We start from the raw sequence: 16,954 nt of genomic DNA, 5'->3' as shown, positions 1-16,954 counted from the left end.
CCGAAGTTCGAAACGTGGCTCCGTAAAATGCTACGAACTTCGGAATCGGGACACGAGTGCCCTTGGATTCTTAAAGCTCGCAAACGCCGAATGCGCCGTTGCCGCGCTAACGGACATCGCGTTAAGGGACATCGCGCATGAATTGGGTCTGGGCCGGCACGCTCGATCAGATGTGGCGTTCTCCCGCATTTCCGATGTGGCTGACATTGGCTGCGGCGGGATTTTTCGCTGTCATTGTGCTGATCACGCTGCTGCGGGCGGAAAAGTCGGTGGCGAACGGCGCGTTGACGGTTATCACGCTGCTCGCGGTCGGGATCGCTCTTACGGCGACCATGCGCGGTTTCGGCCCAGGTAGCCCCGGTACGATCGAGAATGGCCGCTCGTCTTCGGCGGCGGTGGCGAGCTTGCCTGCTCTCACCTGCGTTGACGATCTGGCCGGAGAGGCGGTTCTGGCAGCTTGCGAGAAGGCCGTGTTCGCCTCACCGGAGGCAACCGCCGCGGCGCTATCCTATGCCGCGCGCCAAATTAACCGTCTGACCGGGTTTGGCGATGTAGTGAACGCCAACAAGAATATGACGCCGGAGCTTGAGGTGCTGCGCCGTTCGGTCGAGCACGACCGGTACGGGTTGATGGCTGAGGTGCTGGTGGTGCGCGACCACTGTACGCTGTCGGATTGTGCCGCATTCAAATCCCTGACGGACCGGAGCCGCCTCGCGTCGAATATCGAAGAGCGGACCTATGACGGAATGGTTGCGCGGTATTCGGTGCTTTGGAACGCGCCGGCGGCGCCCGCAGTGGCGCCGGTTACCGCCCTCATACCGGGTGTGCCGACAGGCAAGCCGACCAGTGCCGAATTCCCAAGTGCGTCTTCGACGCCGCCTGTGAGCATCATGACGCCGGAACCCTCGACCGCATCGGCTTCGCGCCAGACTGCGCCTTCGACGGCCAGCCCTGCCGCGGCGTCCCCGCGGCCCGGCGCACCGACGTCACTGACGGCACCGGCATCACCGACAGCCGCAGCCGCCAAGAAACCGCCGACACCAAAACCCGCGCGCACAGCGACACCTGCGCCGGCCACATCTGCGGCACCGGCTGCGTCGGCGGAATGATCCCCCGCTAGTTCTGAGGGTTTTCTGACATTCGCTTGACGAACCTGCGGCCGGGCAAGTAGCGAAGGTCAACCTAGTCAGTGTTTGCCCGATATAAAAACATGCCGCTCCATCTGATCAAGCTTTCCGTCGGCGCTGATTCTGTGAAGGATCTCAAGGGCTGGATCGCCGATCGCATCAAGGTCGCCAAAAGCAAAGGCCAGCCGGCCCATCACATCCACATCACGCGGATGACGCCCAAGCGCGTCGAGGAACTGCTGGCAGGCGGCTCGATCTATTGGGTCATTCGCGGCGAAATCGCCGCGCGCGAAAAGCTGATCGCCATCGAGCCGTTTCGCGACAAGGACGGCATCGGCCGATGCCGCCTGGTGATGCAGCCGAAGTTAATTTCGGTTTCGCCGCGCCCGATGCGTGCTTTCCAGGGCTGGCGCTACTTCGAGGCCGACGCTGCGCCGCCTGATCTCACCAAATCGGCGGCTTCAAGTGTTGCCGCCATGCCCGAGCCGATGCGCCGCGAACTGCGCGATCTCGGGCTGCTCTAGGTTCCCTGGTTTAGATTCCCTGGCCTTCACACCGCGATATTGTCGATCAGCCGGGTTGCGCCGATTTTGGCGGCGACCAGAATGCGCAGGGGTCCGTCCTTGATCGAGGTGACCGGCGCCAGCGATTCGGCGTGCCGCGTCTCGAAATAATCCACCGCAAAACCCGCAGCGGTGATCGTCGCGACGGCGCTGGCCTGGGCAGCTTGAATATTCTCCCCGGCGCGCAGCTGGCGCGCGGTTTCTTTCATGGCATTGAACAAAACCGGCGCGGCGCGGCGCTCCGCGGGCGACAGGTAGACGTTGCGCGACGACATCGCCAGCCCGTCGCGCTCGCGCACGGTTTTGGAACCGATCACCTTGACGCCGAGGTCAAGGTCGGCGGCCATGCGCGCCACCACCCGCAATTGCTGGAAATCCTTTTCACCGAAGATGGCGATGTCGGGTCGGCATTGCGTGAACAACTTCCCGACCACGGTGGCGACACCGCCGAAGAAATGCGGCCGGAAGCGGTCTTCCAGATCGACCGTCGCCGGCCCCTCGATGAGGATGCGGCTGGCAAAGCCGTCCGGATACATGGTCTTGACGTCGGGGTTCCAGATCAGATCGACATCTTCCGCCGTCAGCCGGGCGAGGTCGGTTTTCCAGGTCCGAGGGTAGGATCCGAAATCCTCCGTTGGCGCAAACTGAGTCGGGTTCACGAAGACCGAAACCACGACTTTGCGGGCGCGTCGCTTGGCCAAGCGAACCAGCGACACATGGCCGTCATGGAGTGCTCCCATGGTCGGCACCAGCGCGATCGAGGCTTTTCTCGCACGAAGGCCGTCGAGCGCGCGGCGCAGCGCGGGGATTGTGCGGGCGATCATGGGGCGTGAGGGCATCGGGTCTCGATCTTCGAGGGGAGGAGGAGCGGTAGGCGTGGTGTCGCGGCAGCGGAACACTGTCCGACTCTACCAAGCTCCGCGGCCAGTCGCCAAGCGCGGCAACAGCCGGCCGGCATCGGCCACGATCGGCGCTTTGCGAAATATCTTTGCCGCATGCCGACGCAAGGCCCGCGCGATTCACCATCACGGCAAGCTTCGTTGCGATTTGCGAAGACGTTTGCGCATTTAACTTGACCGCGCTCACGCGTAATTTGAAGATGAAGAAAGGGGAGTCGAATGCATGTTGCTGCAGACTAGTCAGGGTCAATCGGGCTCGGCTCATGTCGTCGTGCTGGGCAATGAGAAGGGCGGCTCAGGCAAATCCACCACAGCCCTGCATATTGCCGTCGCCTTGCTGAAGGCCGGACAGCGCGTCGCCACCATCGACCTCGATTGCCGCCAGCAAAGCTTCACCCGTTACATCAACAACCGCCGCGCATGGGCAAGCCGGACCGGTCTCGATCTCAAGATTCCGGTGCACCGCTGCATCAAACTCGGCCAGACCATGCAAATCGCCGAAAACGAGACGACCGAATTCGAGCAGTTCGAGGAATCGGTGAGGGCGGCCGAGCATTGTTTCGATTTTATCGTGATCGATACCCCGGGTTCCGACAGTTATCTGATGCGGCTGGCGCATTCGATGGCCGATACGCTGGTCACCCCGATCAACGACAGCTTCCTCGACTTCGACGTCCTTGGAACCGTCGACCCCGAAACCTATTCGGTCACCGGCGAAAGCCACTATTCCGAGATGGTGCGCGACATGCGGCGCAGGCGCCGACAGATCGACGGTGTCAGCACCGACTGGATCGTCGTTCGCAACCGCCTGTCGATGCTGGGATCGCGGAACAAGCAGCTTGTTGCCGACGGACTGAACGAATTGTCGTTGCGGCTCGGCTTTCGTTCGATTGACGGGTTCGCCGAGCGGGTGGTGTATCGCGAATTTTTCCCGCGCGGCCTGACCGCGCTCGACGACCTCGATGAGGAAACGCTGGGTACCCGTCCGAACCTCGGACACGTGACGGCGCGCGAGGAGGTTACGAGCCTATTGCGCCAACTGAAATTGCCTCTGGACGAACGTGGTCGCCGCCGCGCCGCCAACCGCGCCGAGTGGTTCAGTCAGGTCGACAAGCCTCTGGAACTCCACGACATCATCGGTGCCTGAAATCGTGCCGGCCTCCTCACGCGGCCGAGAACGGGGCCAAAGCGGTTTCGAATTTCCGTCGAATTGTCCCGATCCGGTCGAGAGACGGTTTACCAGAGCTTTGTTTTACCGGGCTTTTACCCAAAATCAGAACCTGTTTTTGACCTTGAACGTCCATCTCTGCGCGCGTTGGGTGGGGGCGTTTCCGGAGATATCTGTGCTCTGGAATTAGTGCGCCGCACAATGATCGGGCGGCAAAGTGCCAATATTTGGTCTTTCCGTCACAGCAGCGTGAATTATATTAAGGCTGTGTGACCCAGAGAGAGTCTGGACGTTATGTCCAGGCGGTCAATGCGGTCCCGCAGAGGGCGAACATGAAACGTGGAATTGCCGTTCTACTTTCCCTGTCGGCTGTGGTTGCGGTGGGCTATTTCACCGCAAGCAAATGGGCGATCCGCCATGAAACGCTGATGTTTCATGATCCGGCGCGCGGCGATCGGCCGGTTGAAATCGACGTCGCAGTTCGTCGCGACCGTGAGTTGCAGGCGAATGCCGGCATGATCAAGCTGCCGGTGGTGATCCTCAATCACGGCAACACCGTCAAGTTCACCGAATACTCCTTCTTGGCAAACCTCTTTGCCGCCCGCGGCTATATGGTGGCAAGCATCCAGCACGACCTCGCAAGCGATGCGCCGCTCGTAACCAAGGTCGGCGAACTCTATGTCGGGCGCCTGCCGCAGTATCACCGGGGTGTCGCCAACATCCGCTTTGCGATCGAAGAGTTGAAGACGGTTCAGCCCAACGCCGATTACGATCACCTGACCATGGTCGGGCATTCCAACGGCGGCGATATCTCGATGTATTTTGCCAAGCTGTATCCCGAGCAAATCAAGAAAGTAGTCACGCTGGATAACCTGCGCGTGCCGTTCATGACCGACGGTCGGTTCAAGATCATCTCCTTCCGTTCGAAAGACCCCGTCTTCAAGCCCGATCCCGGCGTCATTCCCGACGACGAAATCTGCGCGAAGGCGGGAATCACGGTGGTCCGCACCTCGTTCCAGCACAATGACATGCGCGATACCGGCTCCGACGAGGCCAAGACGACGATCCAGCAGACGCTGGACAAGATGCTGGACGACGACAGCGATCTTCGGCCGGCTGAAACCGGTTCGCCGCCGGTCATGACCGACGCCGGCCCTGTCGCGCCCTATGCGCCGGTCGCGCACAACTGACTTCCTCCGCCCATTGATGACCTCGCATTGACGGCCCTCACGCCCCGACCCACATTGGGTTGCGGGAGCATGTGATGGCCGGCGAGCCCACCAACTCGAAATCCGATGGAAGCGTAGCGCGCGACGGCGAGGGCAACTCGTTGCCGCAGCCGTCGACTTCCGACGACATTGCCGCCTTCGTCGCCAAAGCAAAGTCGATGTCGCCCTTTACGGCGGGCGGCAAAGGGCGCCTGGTCTTCGCGCTCGATGCCACCATGAGCCGTCAACCGACATGGGACATGGCGTGTGCCTTGCAGGCCGACATGTTTCGGGAAGCGGGCTCGCTCGGCAGCCTCGACATCCGTCTGGTTTATTATCGGGGCCTGAATGAATGCCGTGCCTCGGGCTGGATTTCCGATAGCGCCGCGTTGGCGAAACTGATGGGCAAGATCGATTGCCGCGGCGGCAATACCCAGATCGGCAAAGTATTATCGGAGGCGCGGCGCGAGGCGGTAGCATCTGGCGTGCGGGCCGTGGTGTTCGTCGGCGACGCCATGGAGGAAAACGTCGACGACCTCTGCGTGAGAGCCGGCGAATTGGGTTTGCTCAAGGTGCCCGTGTTCATGTTTCAGGAGGGGCATGATGCTGCTGTCGAGCAGGCGTTTCGAGAAATTGCGCGGCTGACAGGTGGGGCGTGGTCGCGGTTCGATCCAGGCGCCGCCGCACAATTGCGCGAGCTTTTGCGCGCGGCAGCGGCTTACGCAGCCGGTGGGCGCGAAGCGCTGCTACGGATGTCAGGGAGCGAGGGCGGGGCGGCCAGATTGTTAGGCCAGATGAAGTGACAGCACTTACGCGCCCGTCGCGGTTTTGGCGATGTCGTCCAACACAGCGGTCAGTTTGCCGGTGACCGCTTCGGCTCCGCTGACGCCGTGTCGCGCGGCAAGCCAGGCCGGATCGTTCCAGGATAGCCACGTGTCGCCCGCGGCGTCCTGCCAAACCAGCGCCTTGAGCGGGAGGTCGATCCCGACGGTCTGCACGGCTTGCATCAGGGGCGTACCGCCTTTGGCATTTCCGAAGATCAAAACCTCCGTCGGCCGCAACGAAAGGCCGACGGCGGACGCGCCCTCGGCGTGATCGATTCGGGCAAACACCGTCAGGCCCTTTGCGGTGACGGCGGTTTCCAGCCGGTTCATGGTCTCGCGCGGCGCATGGCTGCTTTTGATGGTCGTCAAACCCTGAACCGCCATGTTGCGCTCCTGTCGAATGCTCCTGACCCGAAATGATACGGGCACGATAGCGAAGCGCCAACGCGCTTTTTTGACGGCGTGCCCCCCAAAAGAAGAGGCCGGCATGCTTTTTTTGCCGACTGCAACTATATTGCGGCCATGCCCACCCTAGTCGCAGGCGCTGTCGCCGTTATCGTTCTCTATTTACTGCTGCAAATGTTCCGCGCGGCCAATCCGGCCGTGCTTGCGCGAGCGGTCAAGATCGGTGGCGGCGTGCTGGCGCTGGCGGTGGCTGCCTTCACCGGCCTCAAGGGCGAACTTGCGGTCGCGCTCCCACTCGGCATCTTTGGTGCCGGACTATTGGGTTGGGCGCCGTTCGGAACGCCGACCTTTGGCCAAATCGGCGGACTATTTGGTGCTGGCGGGGGACAGCGCTCGAACGGCCAAGCCTCGCGCGTGCGCTCCCGGTTTTTCGAGATGACGCTCGATCACGACACCGGCGCGCTGACCGGGACGATCGTTTCCGGCCCCAACGCCGGTCGCCCGCTGGCGGATTTCGACTATCCGGCGCTCTTGGGCATGTTTGGGGAACTGGATGCTGAAAGTGTGCCGTTACTTGAAAGCTATCTGGACCGCCGGTTTCCCGCCTGGCGTCAGAACGCGCAAGGAGACGCGGCAGGCCGGCAGCGCGGTACGGCGCCGAGCGGCAAAATGACGGAAGAGGAGGCCTATCAGATCCTTGGCTTGAAGCCGGGGGCGGGGCGCGACGAAATCGGCCTTGCCCATCGTGGACTCATGAAGAAACTGCATCCCGACCAGGGGGGGTCGACGTACCTCGCTGCCCGGGTAAACGAGGCCAAGGAGGTTCTGCTTCGCACGCATCACAACTAACTCCGGCACGCCATCAAACGCTGAGAGCCGAGAAGCGCTTCCTGTCCGTCTGACGCCGTCATCGCCCGCCGTTATCCGGCGTGGCTGGTTTCACCTGAGGTTTAACCGGAAAAGCTTGACGAGAAGTTTGCAAAGCAAAGGCGGCCTCCTTTCGGAGGCCGCCTGGCAGTTTATTTAAGTCTTAGTTATGAACCGTGATGCAAGAAATGTCGCTGCGTTTCAGCGTCTTGCAGACCGCCTCGGCCTGATCGCGGTCGAGGCCGGCAAAGCGGGCGCGGTACAGCTTCCGATCGTCCTTGGCGACCACCGGCTCGGTGAATGAATCGGCCTTGTTGAGCAGACCATGCGCCTTGTTTCGGGCGGCATCGATCCGCTGAAGCGCTTCGGTCTCGCTCTCGAGCGCGCCGACCTGAATGATCCATCCGGTATGGGTTACCTCGGGCTTACTCGCACTGCTCGGCTGGACGCTGGGGGTTGGCTGGGGGCGAGGCGAGGGATCGGCGTAGGCCATCGCCTGCGCAGGCGATGAGGCGGAAAGGCTGGAGGCGGGCAAGACGCCGAGAATGCCGTTACCGGTGCCGTGGTTGGCCGGTTGCGGCGGCAGAGCGGTGCGTGCGGCGTTGACGGTGCCGGTGTCGGCCTTTCCGCTGTCGGCTTTGCCGTTTTCAGCCTTGGCAACAATCGCGTTCGAGGTTTCCGGTACGTCGGTCCGGGCCGGTATGGCGCTCGTGACCGGAGGAGCCGGCTGGGCCGGACCCGCAGCCGCCAATTTGGTCTGGCCGGCCTTGATCTGGACGGTCTTCACCTTGACCGGCTTCATCGGTTCCGACGAGCCGGGGATGGCGGCGATGGCCTGGGCCTGGAGCACACCGTTCGTCAGCGGCGCGAGCTCGGTTTTAGCCTGTTCGGTCTTGGCGTCGGGCTTGACCGACGAGGCGTCGGCCTTGGCTTGCGACATCAGCGAAGCGGCGGCGGCCGGTCGCGACGGAGCCGGCACGATCGAAACCGGCGCGGACTGGACGGACTGTGCCGCAGGCGACGGCGCCGGCGTTTCGGCATCCGCAACTTCTACATTCGTATCGGATGGGTTGCGTTCGGAGATTGCTGCAACCGTGCGCTTGGTGGAAGCCTTATCGAGGTTTTCCGCCAGCAGGTTGCGCATGATGGCGTCGCGCGAACTGCCGCTGCGGCCGCCCATGACAACACCGACCAGATGGCGGTTGCCCCGGCGCATCGATGTCACGAGGTTGAACCCGGACGCGCGCGTATAGCCGGTCTTGATTCCATCGACGCCCTCGACCGTGCCGAGCAGATGATTGTGGTTGGCGATCGAATGGCCGCGGAACGTGAAAGATGAGGTCGAGAAGTAGCGATAATAACGCGGGAAGCGATCCTGGATCGCCCGGCCCAGCGTTGACTGATCGCGCGCGCTTGTCACCTGTTCGTCGTCAGGCAGGCCCGAGGCGTTGCGATAGGTGGTCTTGCTCATGCCGAGCATATGCGCTTTGCGGGTCATCATCTTGGCGAAATCGTCTTCGCTGCCGCCAAGCGCTTCGGCTATCACGACGGCGGCGTCGTTGGCCGAGCGCGTCACCAACCCCTTGATCGCATCTTCGACGCGGATGGTCTGGCCCGGCATGAGGCCGAGTTTGGTCGGATCCTGTTCGGAGGCGTGTTCGGACACCGGCATTTCGGTGTCGAGCTTGATCCTGCCGGCGTCGAGGCGCTCGAACAGCAGATAAAGCGTCATGATTTTGGTCAGCGAGGCGGGATGGCGGCTTGCATCGGGATTGGTCGACGTCAGCGTCGCGCCGGAATTGCCGTCGACGATGATCGAGGAGAACGCCGGGCTGTAATCCTCGTGCGACTCCGAGTGGTAATGGCGTACGTGGTGATAGGAGTGCCGGTGGCGCGCTTCGGCGGTACCGGTGGTGAAGGCGACTGCGGCAGTGACCGCGACAAACCCGAAAGAGCAAACTCGCCAACGACGCGAGGTAACCAAGCTGGTCCGAAGCATGAACTTTCCCGTCCTATTTTCTGTCTTGATCACCGCTTCGTGAGGCCAAATTATGCCCGACGGCCTGGTGAGCTTTCCCTGTTCAAAAACCGACAGCGGGGATTTAACCCCATGCCCGTCGGCCGACAGTCCGCCATTCTAGCTAAGACGCTGTTCATAAACAGATTTCCGAGCCTGCCCGCAATCGAGCAGACCCGAGGAATCAGGGTAGGGGGCTGCGGTTTCCAAATGATTAAGAAAGGCTTGCGGGAAAGCACGGGATTCTGAGTTTTCAGTGTAACAGTCACCCCTTCTTGTGCAATGCACAATCTGGCCGCCCGAGCGGGTGCAGGCCGCCTGGCAGGCGGGCCTTATCCACGGCCGCGACGACGCCGTCGGCTTTCGGGAGCGCATGCCTCGCTGGCAAAGGCCAGACCGCGAAAATACCTGCCGAAGCGACGAAGGGTGAGAGCAAATTCTCAAGTCGCCACCGATCCGGGAATCACAGGCTTGGCTGGTAGCTGTGGTCGGGTGAGTTCGCGACCTGCTTTGTCAAAGCGTAACGAATTGACTAGTCTGGCCGGGACGCCGCGCGGGGAATCGGTTTTGCTGGCAAGCCAAGCGACCGTGAATGTTTTACGAGCTTGCGGCCAGACAGTGCTGGACCCATATTCTTTTTCGCGCGGTCGGTCAGCGGCCGGGCCAAAACTTGGTAGACGGTCAAGAGGGTGTTGTGGAGTTGGCCGATGGTTCCCGTCGCCGAGAACCTCGCCCGATCGTTATTCAGCTTTACCAGAGGACTTCAAAACACTCCCGCCATGTTACGCTTGATTAACAGTCCTGATCCGCAGCCGTCGTCGATTGCCGCATTCCGTTCTCGGATGGCCAACGATGACAACCGCTCCGGCGGAACCGGCGGCCCGGCGACGTCCGTTATCACCAAGGTGAAGCCGAAAACCAAACGGCCCAGTCTCTATCGGGTGCTGATCCTGAATGACGACTACACGCCGATGGAGTTTGTCGTTCACGTGCTGGAAAAATTCTTCCAGAAGGATGCCGAGGCGGCGAACAAGATCATGTTGCACGTCCATCATCACGGCATCGGCGAGTGCGGTATTTTCACCTACGAGATCGCCGAAACCAAAGTTACGCAAGTGATGGACTTTGCGCGCAAGCACCAGCATCCCCTGCAATGCGTGATGGAAAAGAAGTGATGTTGCGTCCCGGCCAAAAGGCCGGGTTTTTACGTATTCCCGCTTTTCATAGTTTGAAATCGGAACGGGTCTTGCATCGGAACGAGTCCGGCAAGGATTTGCAGGACCGGTTTACCGGAAAAATAAAGGTAATCTTTCCCCCTCACATCAGCGTGCGGGGAGAAATATGCGAGGCGGTCTTTTGCCTCGATCGTACGCAACTATATATGATAAACGTTGTTGTTGCCTCACGGGCCAACGGCGATCATGATGGCAGGGGGCCATAGAGGACGCGAATGCCGACTTTTTCCCAAAGCCTAGAACAATCCCTGCATCGTGCGCTGGCGATTGCAAACGAGCGTCATCACCAATATGCGACGCTCGAACATCTGCTGCTCTCGCTGATCGATGACAGCGATGCGGCGGCCGTGATGCGCGCCTGCAGCGTCGACCTCGACAAGCTGCGCACCAGCCTCGTCAACTATCTCGAAACCGAATTCGAAAATCTCGTGACCGACGGCGCCGATGACGCCAAGCCGACCGCCGGCTTTCAGCGCGTGATTCAGCGCGCGGTCATTCATGTGCAGTCCTCGGGGCGCGAGGAGGTCACCGGCGCCAATGTGCTGATCGCGATCTTCGCCGAACGAGAGAGCCACGCCGCCTATTTCCTGCAAGAGCAGGACATGACGCGTTACGACGCCGTCAACTATATCAGCCACGGTATTGCCAAGCGGCCCGGCGTGTCGGAAGCCCGTCCCGTGCGCGGTGTTGACGAAGAGACCGAGACCAAGGGCAACGAGGATTCCAAGAAGAAGGGGGAGGCGCTCGAGACCTATTGCGTCAACCTCAACAAGAAGGCCCGTGACGGCAAGATTGATCCGGTGATCGGACGCAACTCCGAAATCAACCGGGCGATCCAGGTGCTGTGCCGCCGGCAGAAGAACAATCCGCTGTTCGTTGGCGAAGCCGGTGTCGGCAAGACCGCGATCGCCGAAGGCCTCGCCAAGCGCATCGTCGACAGCGAGGTGCCGGAAGTGCTGTCGGCCGCGACGGTGTTTTCGCTCGATATGGGCACGCTGCTCGCGGGCACGCGCTATCGTGGCGACTTCGAAGAGCGCTTGAAGCAGGTGCTCAAGGAGCTCGAGGCGCATCCCAACGCGATCCTGTTCATCGATGAAATCCACACCGTGATTGGCGCAGGCGCGACCTCCGGCGGCGCGATGGATGCCTCCAATTTGCTGAAGCCTGCGTTGGCCTCCGGCACGATCCGCTGCATGGGCTCGACGACCTACAAGGAATACCGTCAGCACTTCGAAAAGGACCGCGCGCTGGTGCGGCGTTTCCAGAAGATCGACGTCAACGAGCCGACGGTTGAGGACGCGATTGCGATCCTCAAGGGCCTAAAGCCTTATTTCGAGGACTATCACCGGCTGAAATACACCAACGAGGCGATTGAAGCCGCGGTGCAGCTGTCGTCGCGTTACATCCACGACCGCAAGCTGCCGGACAAGGCGATCGACGTGATCGACGAGTCCGGTGCGGCGCAAATGCTGGTGGCCGAGAACAAGCGAAAGAAGACGATCGGTATCAAGGAAATCGAAACCACCATCGCCACGATGGCGCGGATTCCGCCCAAGAGCGTCTCGAAGGACGATGCCGAGGTGCTCAAGCATCTTGAACAGACCTTGAAACGCGTGGTGTTCGGCCAGGACAAGGCGATCGAGTCGCTTTCGGCCTCGATCAAGCTCGCGCGCGCGGGCTTGCGCGAGCCGGAGAAACCGATCGGCAGTTATCTGTTTTCAGGTCCGACCGGCGTCGGAAAAACCGAGGTAGCCAAGCAATTGGCGGCGTCGCTCGGCGTCGAGCTGCTGCGCTTCGATATGTCCGAATATATGGAGCGGCACACCGTGTCGCGCCTGATCGGCGCGCCTCCCGGCTACGTCGGCTTCGATCAGGGCGGCCTTCTTACCGATGGCGTCGACCAGCATCCGCATTGCGTGGTGCTGCTCGACGAAATCGAGAAGGCGCATCCTGATCTCTACAACGTCCTGCTCCAGATCATGGATCACGGCCGGCTCACCGACCATAACGGCAAGCAGGTCAACTTCCGCAACGTGATCCTGATCATGACGACGAATGCGGGCGCGGCCGATCTGGCGCGTCAGGCGTTCGGCTTCACGCGCTCAAAGCGGGAAGGCGACGACCACGAGGCCATCAACCGGCAGTTCGCGCCGGAATTCCGCAACCGTCTCGATGCCATCGTTTCGTTCGCGCATCTCAATGCGGACGTGATCGGCATGGTGGTGGAGAAGTTCGTGCTTCAACTCGAGGCGCAGCTTGCCGACCGCGACGTCACGATCGAACTGTCCGAGCCGGCCAAGGCCTGGCTGGTGCAGCATGGCTATGATGAGCAGATGGGCGCGCGGCCGATGGCGCGGATCATCCAGGAGCACATCAAGAAGCCGCTGGCCGATGAGGTTCTGTTCGGCAAGCTCAAGGGCGGCGGTCACGTCCGCGTTGTGCTGGTCAAGGACGAAGCGACGGCTCAGGACAAGATCGGCTTCGATTTTGTCGAGGGGCCGGTGACGCCGAAGCCCGAGAAGCTGCCGGGCGCGCGTAAGCGGTCGGCGCCCCGAAAGCCGAAGCCGAGTGGCCCCGGCGGTGGCGGGTCGAAGGGCCCGGCCTCCCGAGTGCCGCTGGTCAAGGCCTGAAGCAGGCGATACAGTTTTAAAGCGAAAGGCCGGCGCGTTGCGCCGGCCTTTTTGTTAAAACAAGCTGGCGGAAAGCCGCGTGAGGAAACGAACATGATCATCGAAAATCAGGCTGACGTGACCGAGGCGGTCGAAGCGGCCGTTTCTCGCGTCGAAGATGAGCGCTTACGCGAAATCCTGCTGGCGCTGGTTCGGCACCTCCACGGGTTTGTGCGGGAGACCCGCCTGACCGAACGCGAATTTGGCGAGGCGGTGCGCGTGATCGCAACTATGGGGCAGAAGACGACCGCCTCGCATAACGAGGTGATGCTGATGGCGGGGTCGCTCGGCGTGTCCCCGCTGGTCTGCCTGCTCAACAACGGCAATCACGGCCAGACCGAAACCCAGGCCAATATGCTCGGCCCGTTCTGGCGCGACGACCAGCCGCCCTGCGCGAGCGGGGACTCGCTGGTGCGTTCGCCGACGCCGGGACCGGAACTCCTTGTTCGCGTTTCGCTGGAAGACGCCGGCGGAAAACCAGTGGCCGGCGCTGAAATCGACGTCTGGCATTCCTCGCCGGAAGGTCTTTATGAAAATCAGGATGCCACGCAGGCCGAGATGAATCTGCGCGGCCGCTTTGTTTCCGATGGCGCTGGAAAATTTCATTTCCTTAGCGTCAAGCCGGCCGGCTATCCGATCCCCGTGGACGGTCCCGTCGGCGAACTGGTGCGCGCCACGCGCCGCCACAACTTTCGCCCGGCGCATCTGCACTTCATGGTCTTCAAGCCGGGATTCAAGACGCTGATCTCGCAAGTCTATTCGCCTGACGATCCGCATATCGACTCGGACGTGCAGTTCGGCGTCACGCGTGCGCTGATCGGTAACTACATTCGCCATGACGAAGCTTCGGACGAGTTCGGTTTCGCGACGCCCTGGTTTTCATTGGATCAGCGTTTTGTTCTGGAAGCGGGCGAGGCAAGACGGCCGCCGGCGCCGATCCGTGGCAAGGTGTCATCCGCAGATGGCCGATAGCTGAGCCTACCGGATCAAGCCGGCGAGCCTCGGCAGTGTCAGGCTGATCTCGGGAATGCAGATGATCAGCAAGAGGCCGACGAAGAGGGCACAGATATACGGTAGATAGGTCCGGAAATGTTCGCTCACGTTTAGTTTTGCAAAACGAAGCGCCATCAATAGCCCAACGCCCATCGGCGGCAGGAAGAGACCGATTCCGACCGCTGCAGTCTGAACGATGTTGAAATGGATGGGATCAATGCCCATCGATTCCGAAATCGGAAAGACCACCGGGACCAGCACCACCGCGGCCGGAAGGCCTTCTAGCACCATTCCAAACAGACAGCTCACGATCGCGGTCACCGCGAGAAACAGCCAGGGATGTCCCTTCAGCGGCGACAGCATTTGGCCAAGGAGCTGCGGCACGCCGCTCACGCCCATCAGATATTGATAGACGGAGGCGACCGCGAGCAGGAACACCACGGCCGCCGTGAGGATGGCGCTGTCGTAGGCGATCCTGCCCATCTCGCGCCAGGACACGTTGCGATAATAAAGCTTCGCGGCGAGAAAGGCGTAGCCCGCGACCACCGCGCCGGCCTCGGTCGCGGTGATGATGCCGAGAATGAAGCCCGCGAGAATGACGAACGGCACCACCATCGGCACGGCCGCATGAAGTGCGGCTTCGCCGAGGCGTTTGAAGCTGGGTCTGGTATCGACCGGCCAGTTCTTTTGTCGCGCCCGGATGTAGACGACTGCCATCAGGCAGAACATCATGACCATGGCCGGAACGAACCCGGCGACGAACAGCGCCACGGCGGAAGTGTTGGTGACCTGGGCGATCACGATCATGAAGATGGCCGGTGGCACCAGCATGCCCATCGCGGTGCCTGCCGCGATCAGCGAAGCCGAATCGCGCGGGTCGTAGCCGGCTCTTGTCAACGGCGGCATCAGCGCCGAACCCAGCGCGGACACTTCCGCCATTTTCGATCCGCAGATGTCGGAGAAAAAATAAGCCACCACGATCACCGACATGCCAAGCCCGCCTTTGACCCAGCCGATCAGCGCGCGCGCTAGCTCGACCAGCGCGTGGCTCATGCCGCAACGTTCCATCAGGTTGCCGGCGAAAACGAAGGCAGGGATCGCCAGCAGCACCCAGCTTTGCGAGCCCGAGACCAGCGCCGAGGACAATTGCTGCATCGGATAGCCGCCAATCCATAAGCCCGCGATGCCGGCAACCGCCAGCGCGAACACGATCGGCATCGAGAGCAGGATCAGGAAAATGAAGATGGCGGCGACCGCAGCAAGCAGCATGAACGACGCGCCCTAGTGTTGCGGATCTTGAAGCGTTGGTGGCGAAATCATCATCGCCAACGCATACACCGCAATCAGAATGCCGCCGACAACGGCGGACGCATAGAGCCAGGCGAGGCTGATCTCGAGCCCCGGCGTCTTCAAGGCGCTGTTGAGCAGGCAGAGCTTCCAGCCGTACCACGCGACCAGGAGACCGACGCCCGCAATCAGCGCGTGATTGAAGCAACCGATCCAGAGCTGCGTGGCCTCCGGCAGGCGATGCACGAACACCGATAGCGAAAAATGCGAGCGCGACCGAATGCCGATTGCGGCGCCAATCAGCGTCAGCCAGGCGAGCGATAATTCGCCGACTTCCTCGACCCAGGTGAATGGTACCGGATCGACATCGAGCCAGTCGGTGATGGCGCCGACGAAATAACGCAGGATGACGCCGACCAGGAGGTTGGCGATCGCGAGCACGATCAGCGCCGTGACCGTGATTTTCGGGACGGTTTTGAGGATCCGCAGCATGCGTGTCAAAAATTCCGGCGGGAGGAGTGGGCTCAGGCCTTGAAGCCTTCGATCTCGTCCCACAGGGCGCCGTATTGCGCTTTGTAAGCCGGCCAGATCTTCTGCTGCGCTACTTTGCGGAATTCGTCGACCTTGGCCTCGACCACGGTCATCCCGAGCGGCTCAAGCAGGGCCTTGGCCTCCTCGAAATGGTCCACCGACTCGGTCAATTGGCGAATCTTTTCCTGCGCGGTGCGCGACAATTCGAGAACCAGTTTCTGTTGATCGGGCGTCAACCCGTTCCAGATGTCGAGGTTCATCACCGCGTTGGTCGGGCCGTAATTGTGATAGGTGAGGGAGGCGTATTTCGAGACTTCGTAAATCTTGAGCGCTTTCATGTTGACGACGGGCAGGTCGCCGCCGTCGATCACGCCCTGTTTCGCAGCCGTGACGACCTCGCCATAGGCCATCGGCACCGCGTTGCCGCCGAGCCCATTGATGGTGTCGCCGAAAATCTTCGACTGCTGCACGCGGATTTTCAGGCCGCGCAGATCTCTCGGTTCGATGATCGGCTTCTTCGAGGTCCAGAAATGGCGAAAGCCATAGTCGAAATAGCAGAGCACCTTGAGCTTGTAATTGTCTTCGATCTGCTTGCTCAGCTTGTCGCCGATCTGGCCGTTGAGCATGCCATAGGCCGAGGCGTAGTCCTTGACCAGATAAGGCACGAGCAGCGCGCCCATCTCGGGAAATATCGTGGCGGCGGCTCCGGCCGGGCTTCCCATCGCGATGCTGCCGGACTTGACCGCGTTCATGATCTCGAGCTCTTGCGGGATCAGCGTCTTGCCGAAGAACTGCATTTCGAGCGCACCGTTGGTCCGCGCCGTCAATTCCTTCGCCATCCAGTCGAAGGCCACGGCCGCCGATTCCGGCACGGCATTGATGTGGGCAAAGACCAGTTTCTTCGGCTGGGTCTGGGCAAAGACGGGAGCGCGGCCGGTGGCGAGAAGGCCCGCCAGGCCTCCGCCGGCGGCGAGAAGCGCGCGGCGATTGAGGGTGGCGCGGCGCACAAAAGTGGCTGGCATCAGGTTTCCTCCGGCTGTTTTTTGGCTTTTTTTATTGTTGATTTTTTTATTGTCGTTATCAGCCCGGCAGGATTAACCCGGCCGGGCCGGCCGCGAGCTTACAGAAGTGCGGTCCCGTTGAAAGAGGCATATTGGTCGC

At 61.4% G+C, this 16,954-nt stretch carries 15 protein-coding genes; 9 read left to right on the top strand and 6 right to left on the bottom strand.

All coding sequences use genetic code 11. The features are described 5' to 3' along the window. Positions 1-137 precede the first annotated feature (137 nt). Positions 138-1,109 (top strand): hypothetical protein, encoded by a 972-nt coding sequence (locus tag ABSE61_RS11715; RefSeq protein WP_423871263.1) that lies wholly within the window; start codon positions 138-140, stop codon positions 1,107-1,109. A gap of 101 nt (positions 1,110-1,210) precedes the next feature. Then, positions 1,211-1,651: a DUF1489 family protein gene (locus tag ABSE61_RS11710; RefSeq protein ID WP_423871262.1), complete on the top strand. Its 441-nt coding sequence runs from the start codon at positions 1,211-1,213 to the stop codon at positions 1,649-1,651. A 26-nt stretch (positions 1,652-1,677) separates the two neighbouring features. Here the strand turns inward: ABSE61_RS11710 and panC are convergent, their stop codons facing one another. Beyond that, positions 1,678-2,529 carry a pantoate--beta-alanine ligase gene (panC, locus tag ABSE61_RS11705; RefSeq protein ID WP_423871261.1) on the bottom strand — a complete coding sequence of 284 codons (852 nt, stop codon included), beginning with the start codon at positions 2,527-2,529 and terminating at the stop codon, positions 1,678-1,680. Between the two features lie 283 nt (positions 2,530-2,812). Here panC and ABSE61_RS11700 point away from each other — a divergent pair, with 283 nt between their 5' ends. The 3 genes from ABSE61_RS11700 to ABSE61_RS11690 all read left to right on the top strand — a co-directional run bounded on the left by ABSE61_RS11700 (position 2,813) and on the right by ABSE61_RS11690 (position 5,768). After that, on the top strand, positions 2,813-3,736 hold the full coding sequence (locus ABSE61_RS11700) for a division plane positioning ATPase MipZ (protein ID WP_423871260.1): 924 nt from the start codon (positions 2,813-2,815) through the stop codon (positions 3,734-3,736). Between the two features lie 353 nt (positions 3,737-4,089). Continuing rightward, positions 4,090-4,947 (top strand): alpha/beta fold hydrolase, encoded by an 858-nt coding sequence (locus ABSE61_RS11695; RefSeq protein ID WP_423871259.1) that lies wholly within the window; start codon positions 4,090-4,092, stop codon positions 4,945-4,947. Between the two features lie 74 nt (positions 4,948-5,021). Then, positions 5,022-5,768, top strand: a complete 747-nt coding sequence (locus tag ABSE61_RS11690; RefSeq protein WP_423871258.1) for a VWA domain-containing protein — start codon at positions 5,022-5,024, stop codon at positions 5,766-5,768. A gap of 6 nt (positions 5,769-5,774) precedes the next feature. On the opposite strand, the gene ABSE61_RS11685 is transcribed toward ABSE61_RS11690, so the two are convergent. Further along, positions 5,775-6,173, bottom strand: a complete 399-nt coding sequence (locus ABSE61_RS11685; protein ID WP_423871257.1) for a DUF302 domain-containing protein — start codon at positions 6,171-6,173, stop codon at positions 5,775-5,777. 138 nt (positions 6,174-6,311) lie between these two features. Between ABSE61_RS11685 and ABSE61_RS11680 the strand changes: the two genes are divergently transcribed. Further along, positions 6,312-7,043: a DnaJ domain-containing protein gene (locus ABSE61_RS11680; protein ID WP_423871256.1), complete on the top strand. Its 732-nt coding sequence runs from the start codon at positions 6,312-6,314 to the stop codon at positions 7,041-7,043. Positions 7,044-7,224: 181 nt separating this feature from the next. Here the strand turns inward: ABSE61_RS11680 and ABSE61_RS11675 are convergent, their stop codons facing one another. Next, positions 7,225-9,060, bottom strand: coding sequence for a serine hydrolase (locus ABSE61_RS11675; RefSeq protein ID WP_423871255.1), 1,836 nt, complete (start codon positions 9,058-9,060; stop codon positions 7,225-7,227). 860 nt (positions 9,061-9,920) lie between these two features. Between ABSE61_RS11675 and clpS the strand changes: the two genes are divergently transcribed. The 3 genes from clpS (at position 9,921) to ABSE61_RS11660 (ending at position 13,954) form a co-directional block, all read left to right on the top strand. Further along, positions 9,921-10,253: an ATP-dependent Clp protease adapter ClpS gene (gene clpS, locus ABSE61_RS11670; RefSeq protein ID WP_423871306.1), complete on the top strand. Its 333-nt coding sequence runs from the start codon at positions 9,921-9,923 to the stop codon at positions 10,251-10,253. 275 nt (positions 10,254-10,528) lie between these two features. Further along, a complete protein-coding gene (gene clpA, locus ABSE61_RS11665; protein ID WP_423871254.1) occupies positions 10,529-12,943 on the top strand; it encodes an ATP-dependent Clp protease ATP-binding subunit ClpA in 2,415 nt (804 codons plus the stop codon). A 93-nt stretch (positions 12,944-13,036) separates the two neighbouring features. After that, the gene (locus ABSE61_RS11660; RefSeq protein WP_423871253.1) at positions 13,037-13,954 is read left to right on the top strand and encodes a dioxygenase family protein; all 918 of its coding nucleotides are present in this window, start codon (positions 13,037-13,039) and stop codon (positions 13,952-13,954) included. 6 nt (positions 13,955-13,960) lie between these two features. Here the strand turns inward: ABSE61_RS11660 and ABSE61_RS11655 are convergent, their stop codons facing one another. Genes ABSE61_RS11655 through ABSE61_RS11645 form a run of 3 tightly spaced genes read right to left on the bottom strand, consistent with a single transcriptional unit; the run spans position 13,961 to position 16,815 of the window. After that, positions 13,961-15,244, bottom strand: coding sequence for a TRAP transporter large permease (locus ABSE61_RS11655; RefSeq protein WP_423871252.1), 1,284 nt, complete (start codon positions 15,242-15,244; stop codon positions 13,961-13,963). A gap of 12 nt (positions 15,245-15,256) precedes the next feature. Beyond that, positions 15,257-15,754 carry a TRAP transporter small permease gene (locus ABSE61_RS11650; protein ID WP_423871251.1) on the bottom strand — a complete coding sequence of 166 codons (498 nt, stop codon included), beginning with the start codon at positions 15,752-15,754 and terminating at the stop codon, positions 15,257-15,259. Positions 15,755-15,786: 32 nt separating this feature from the next. Then, positions 15,787-16,815: a TRAP transporter substrate-binding protein gene (locus ABSE61_RS11645; RefSeq protein WP_423871250.1), complete on the bottom strand. Its 1,029-nt coding sequence runs from the start codon at positions 16,813-16,815 to the stop codon at positions 15,787-15,789. Positions 16,816-16,954: the final 139 nt, after the last annotated feature.

The sequence above is a fragment of the Bradyrhizobium sp. genome (assembly GCF_049519115.1).
Taxonomy (GTDB): Bacteria; Pseudomonadota; Alphaproteobacteria; order Rhizobiales; family Xanthobacteraceae; genus Bradyrhizobium.
The sequence above is the reverse complement of the archived record's forward strand: the minus strand, read 5'-3'. Positions and strand labels throughout refer to the sequence as shown.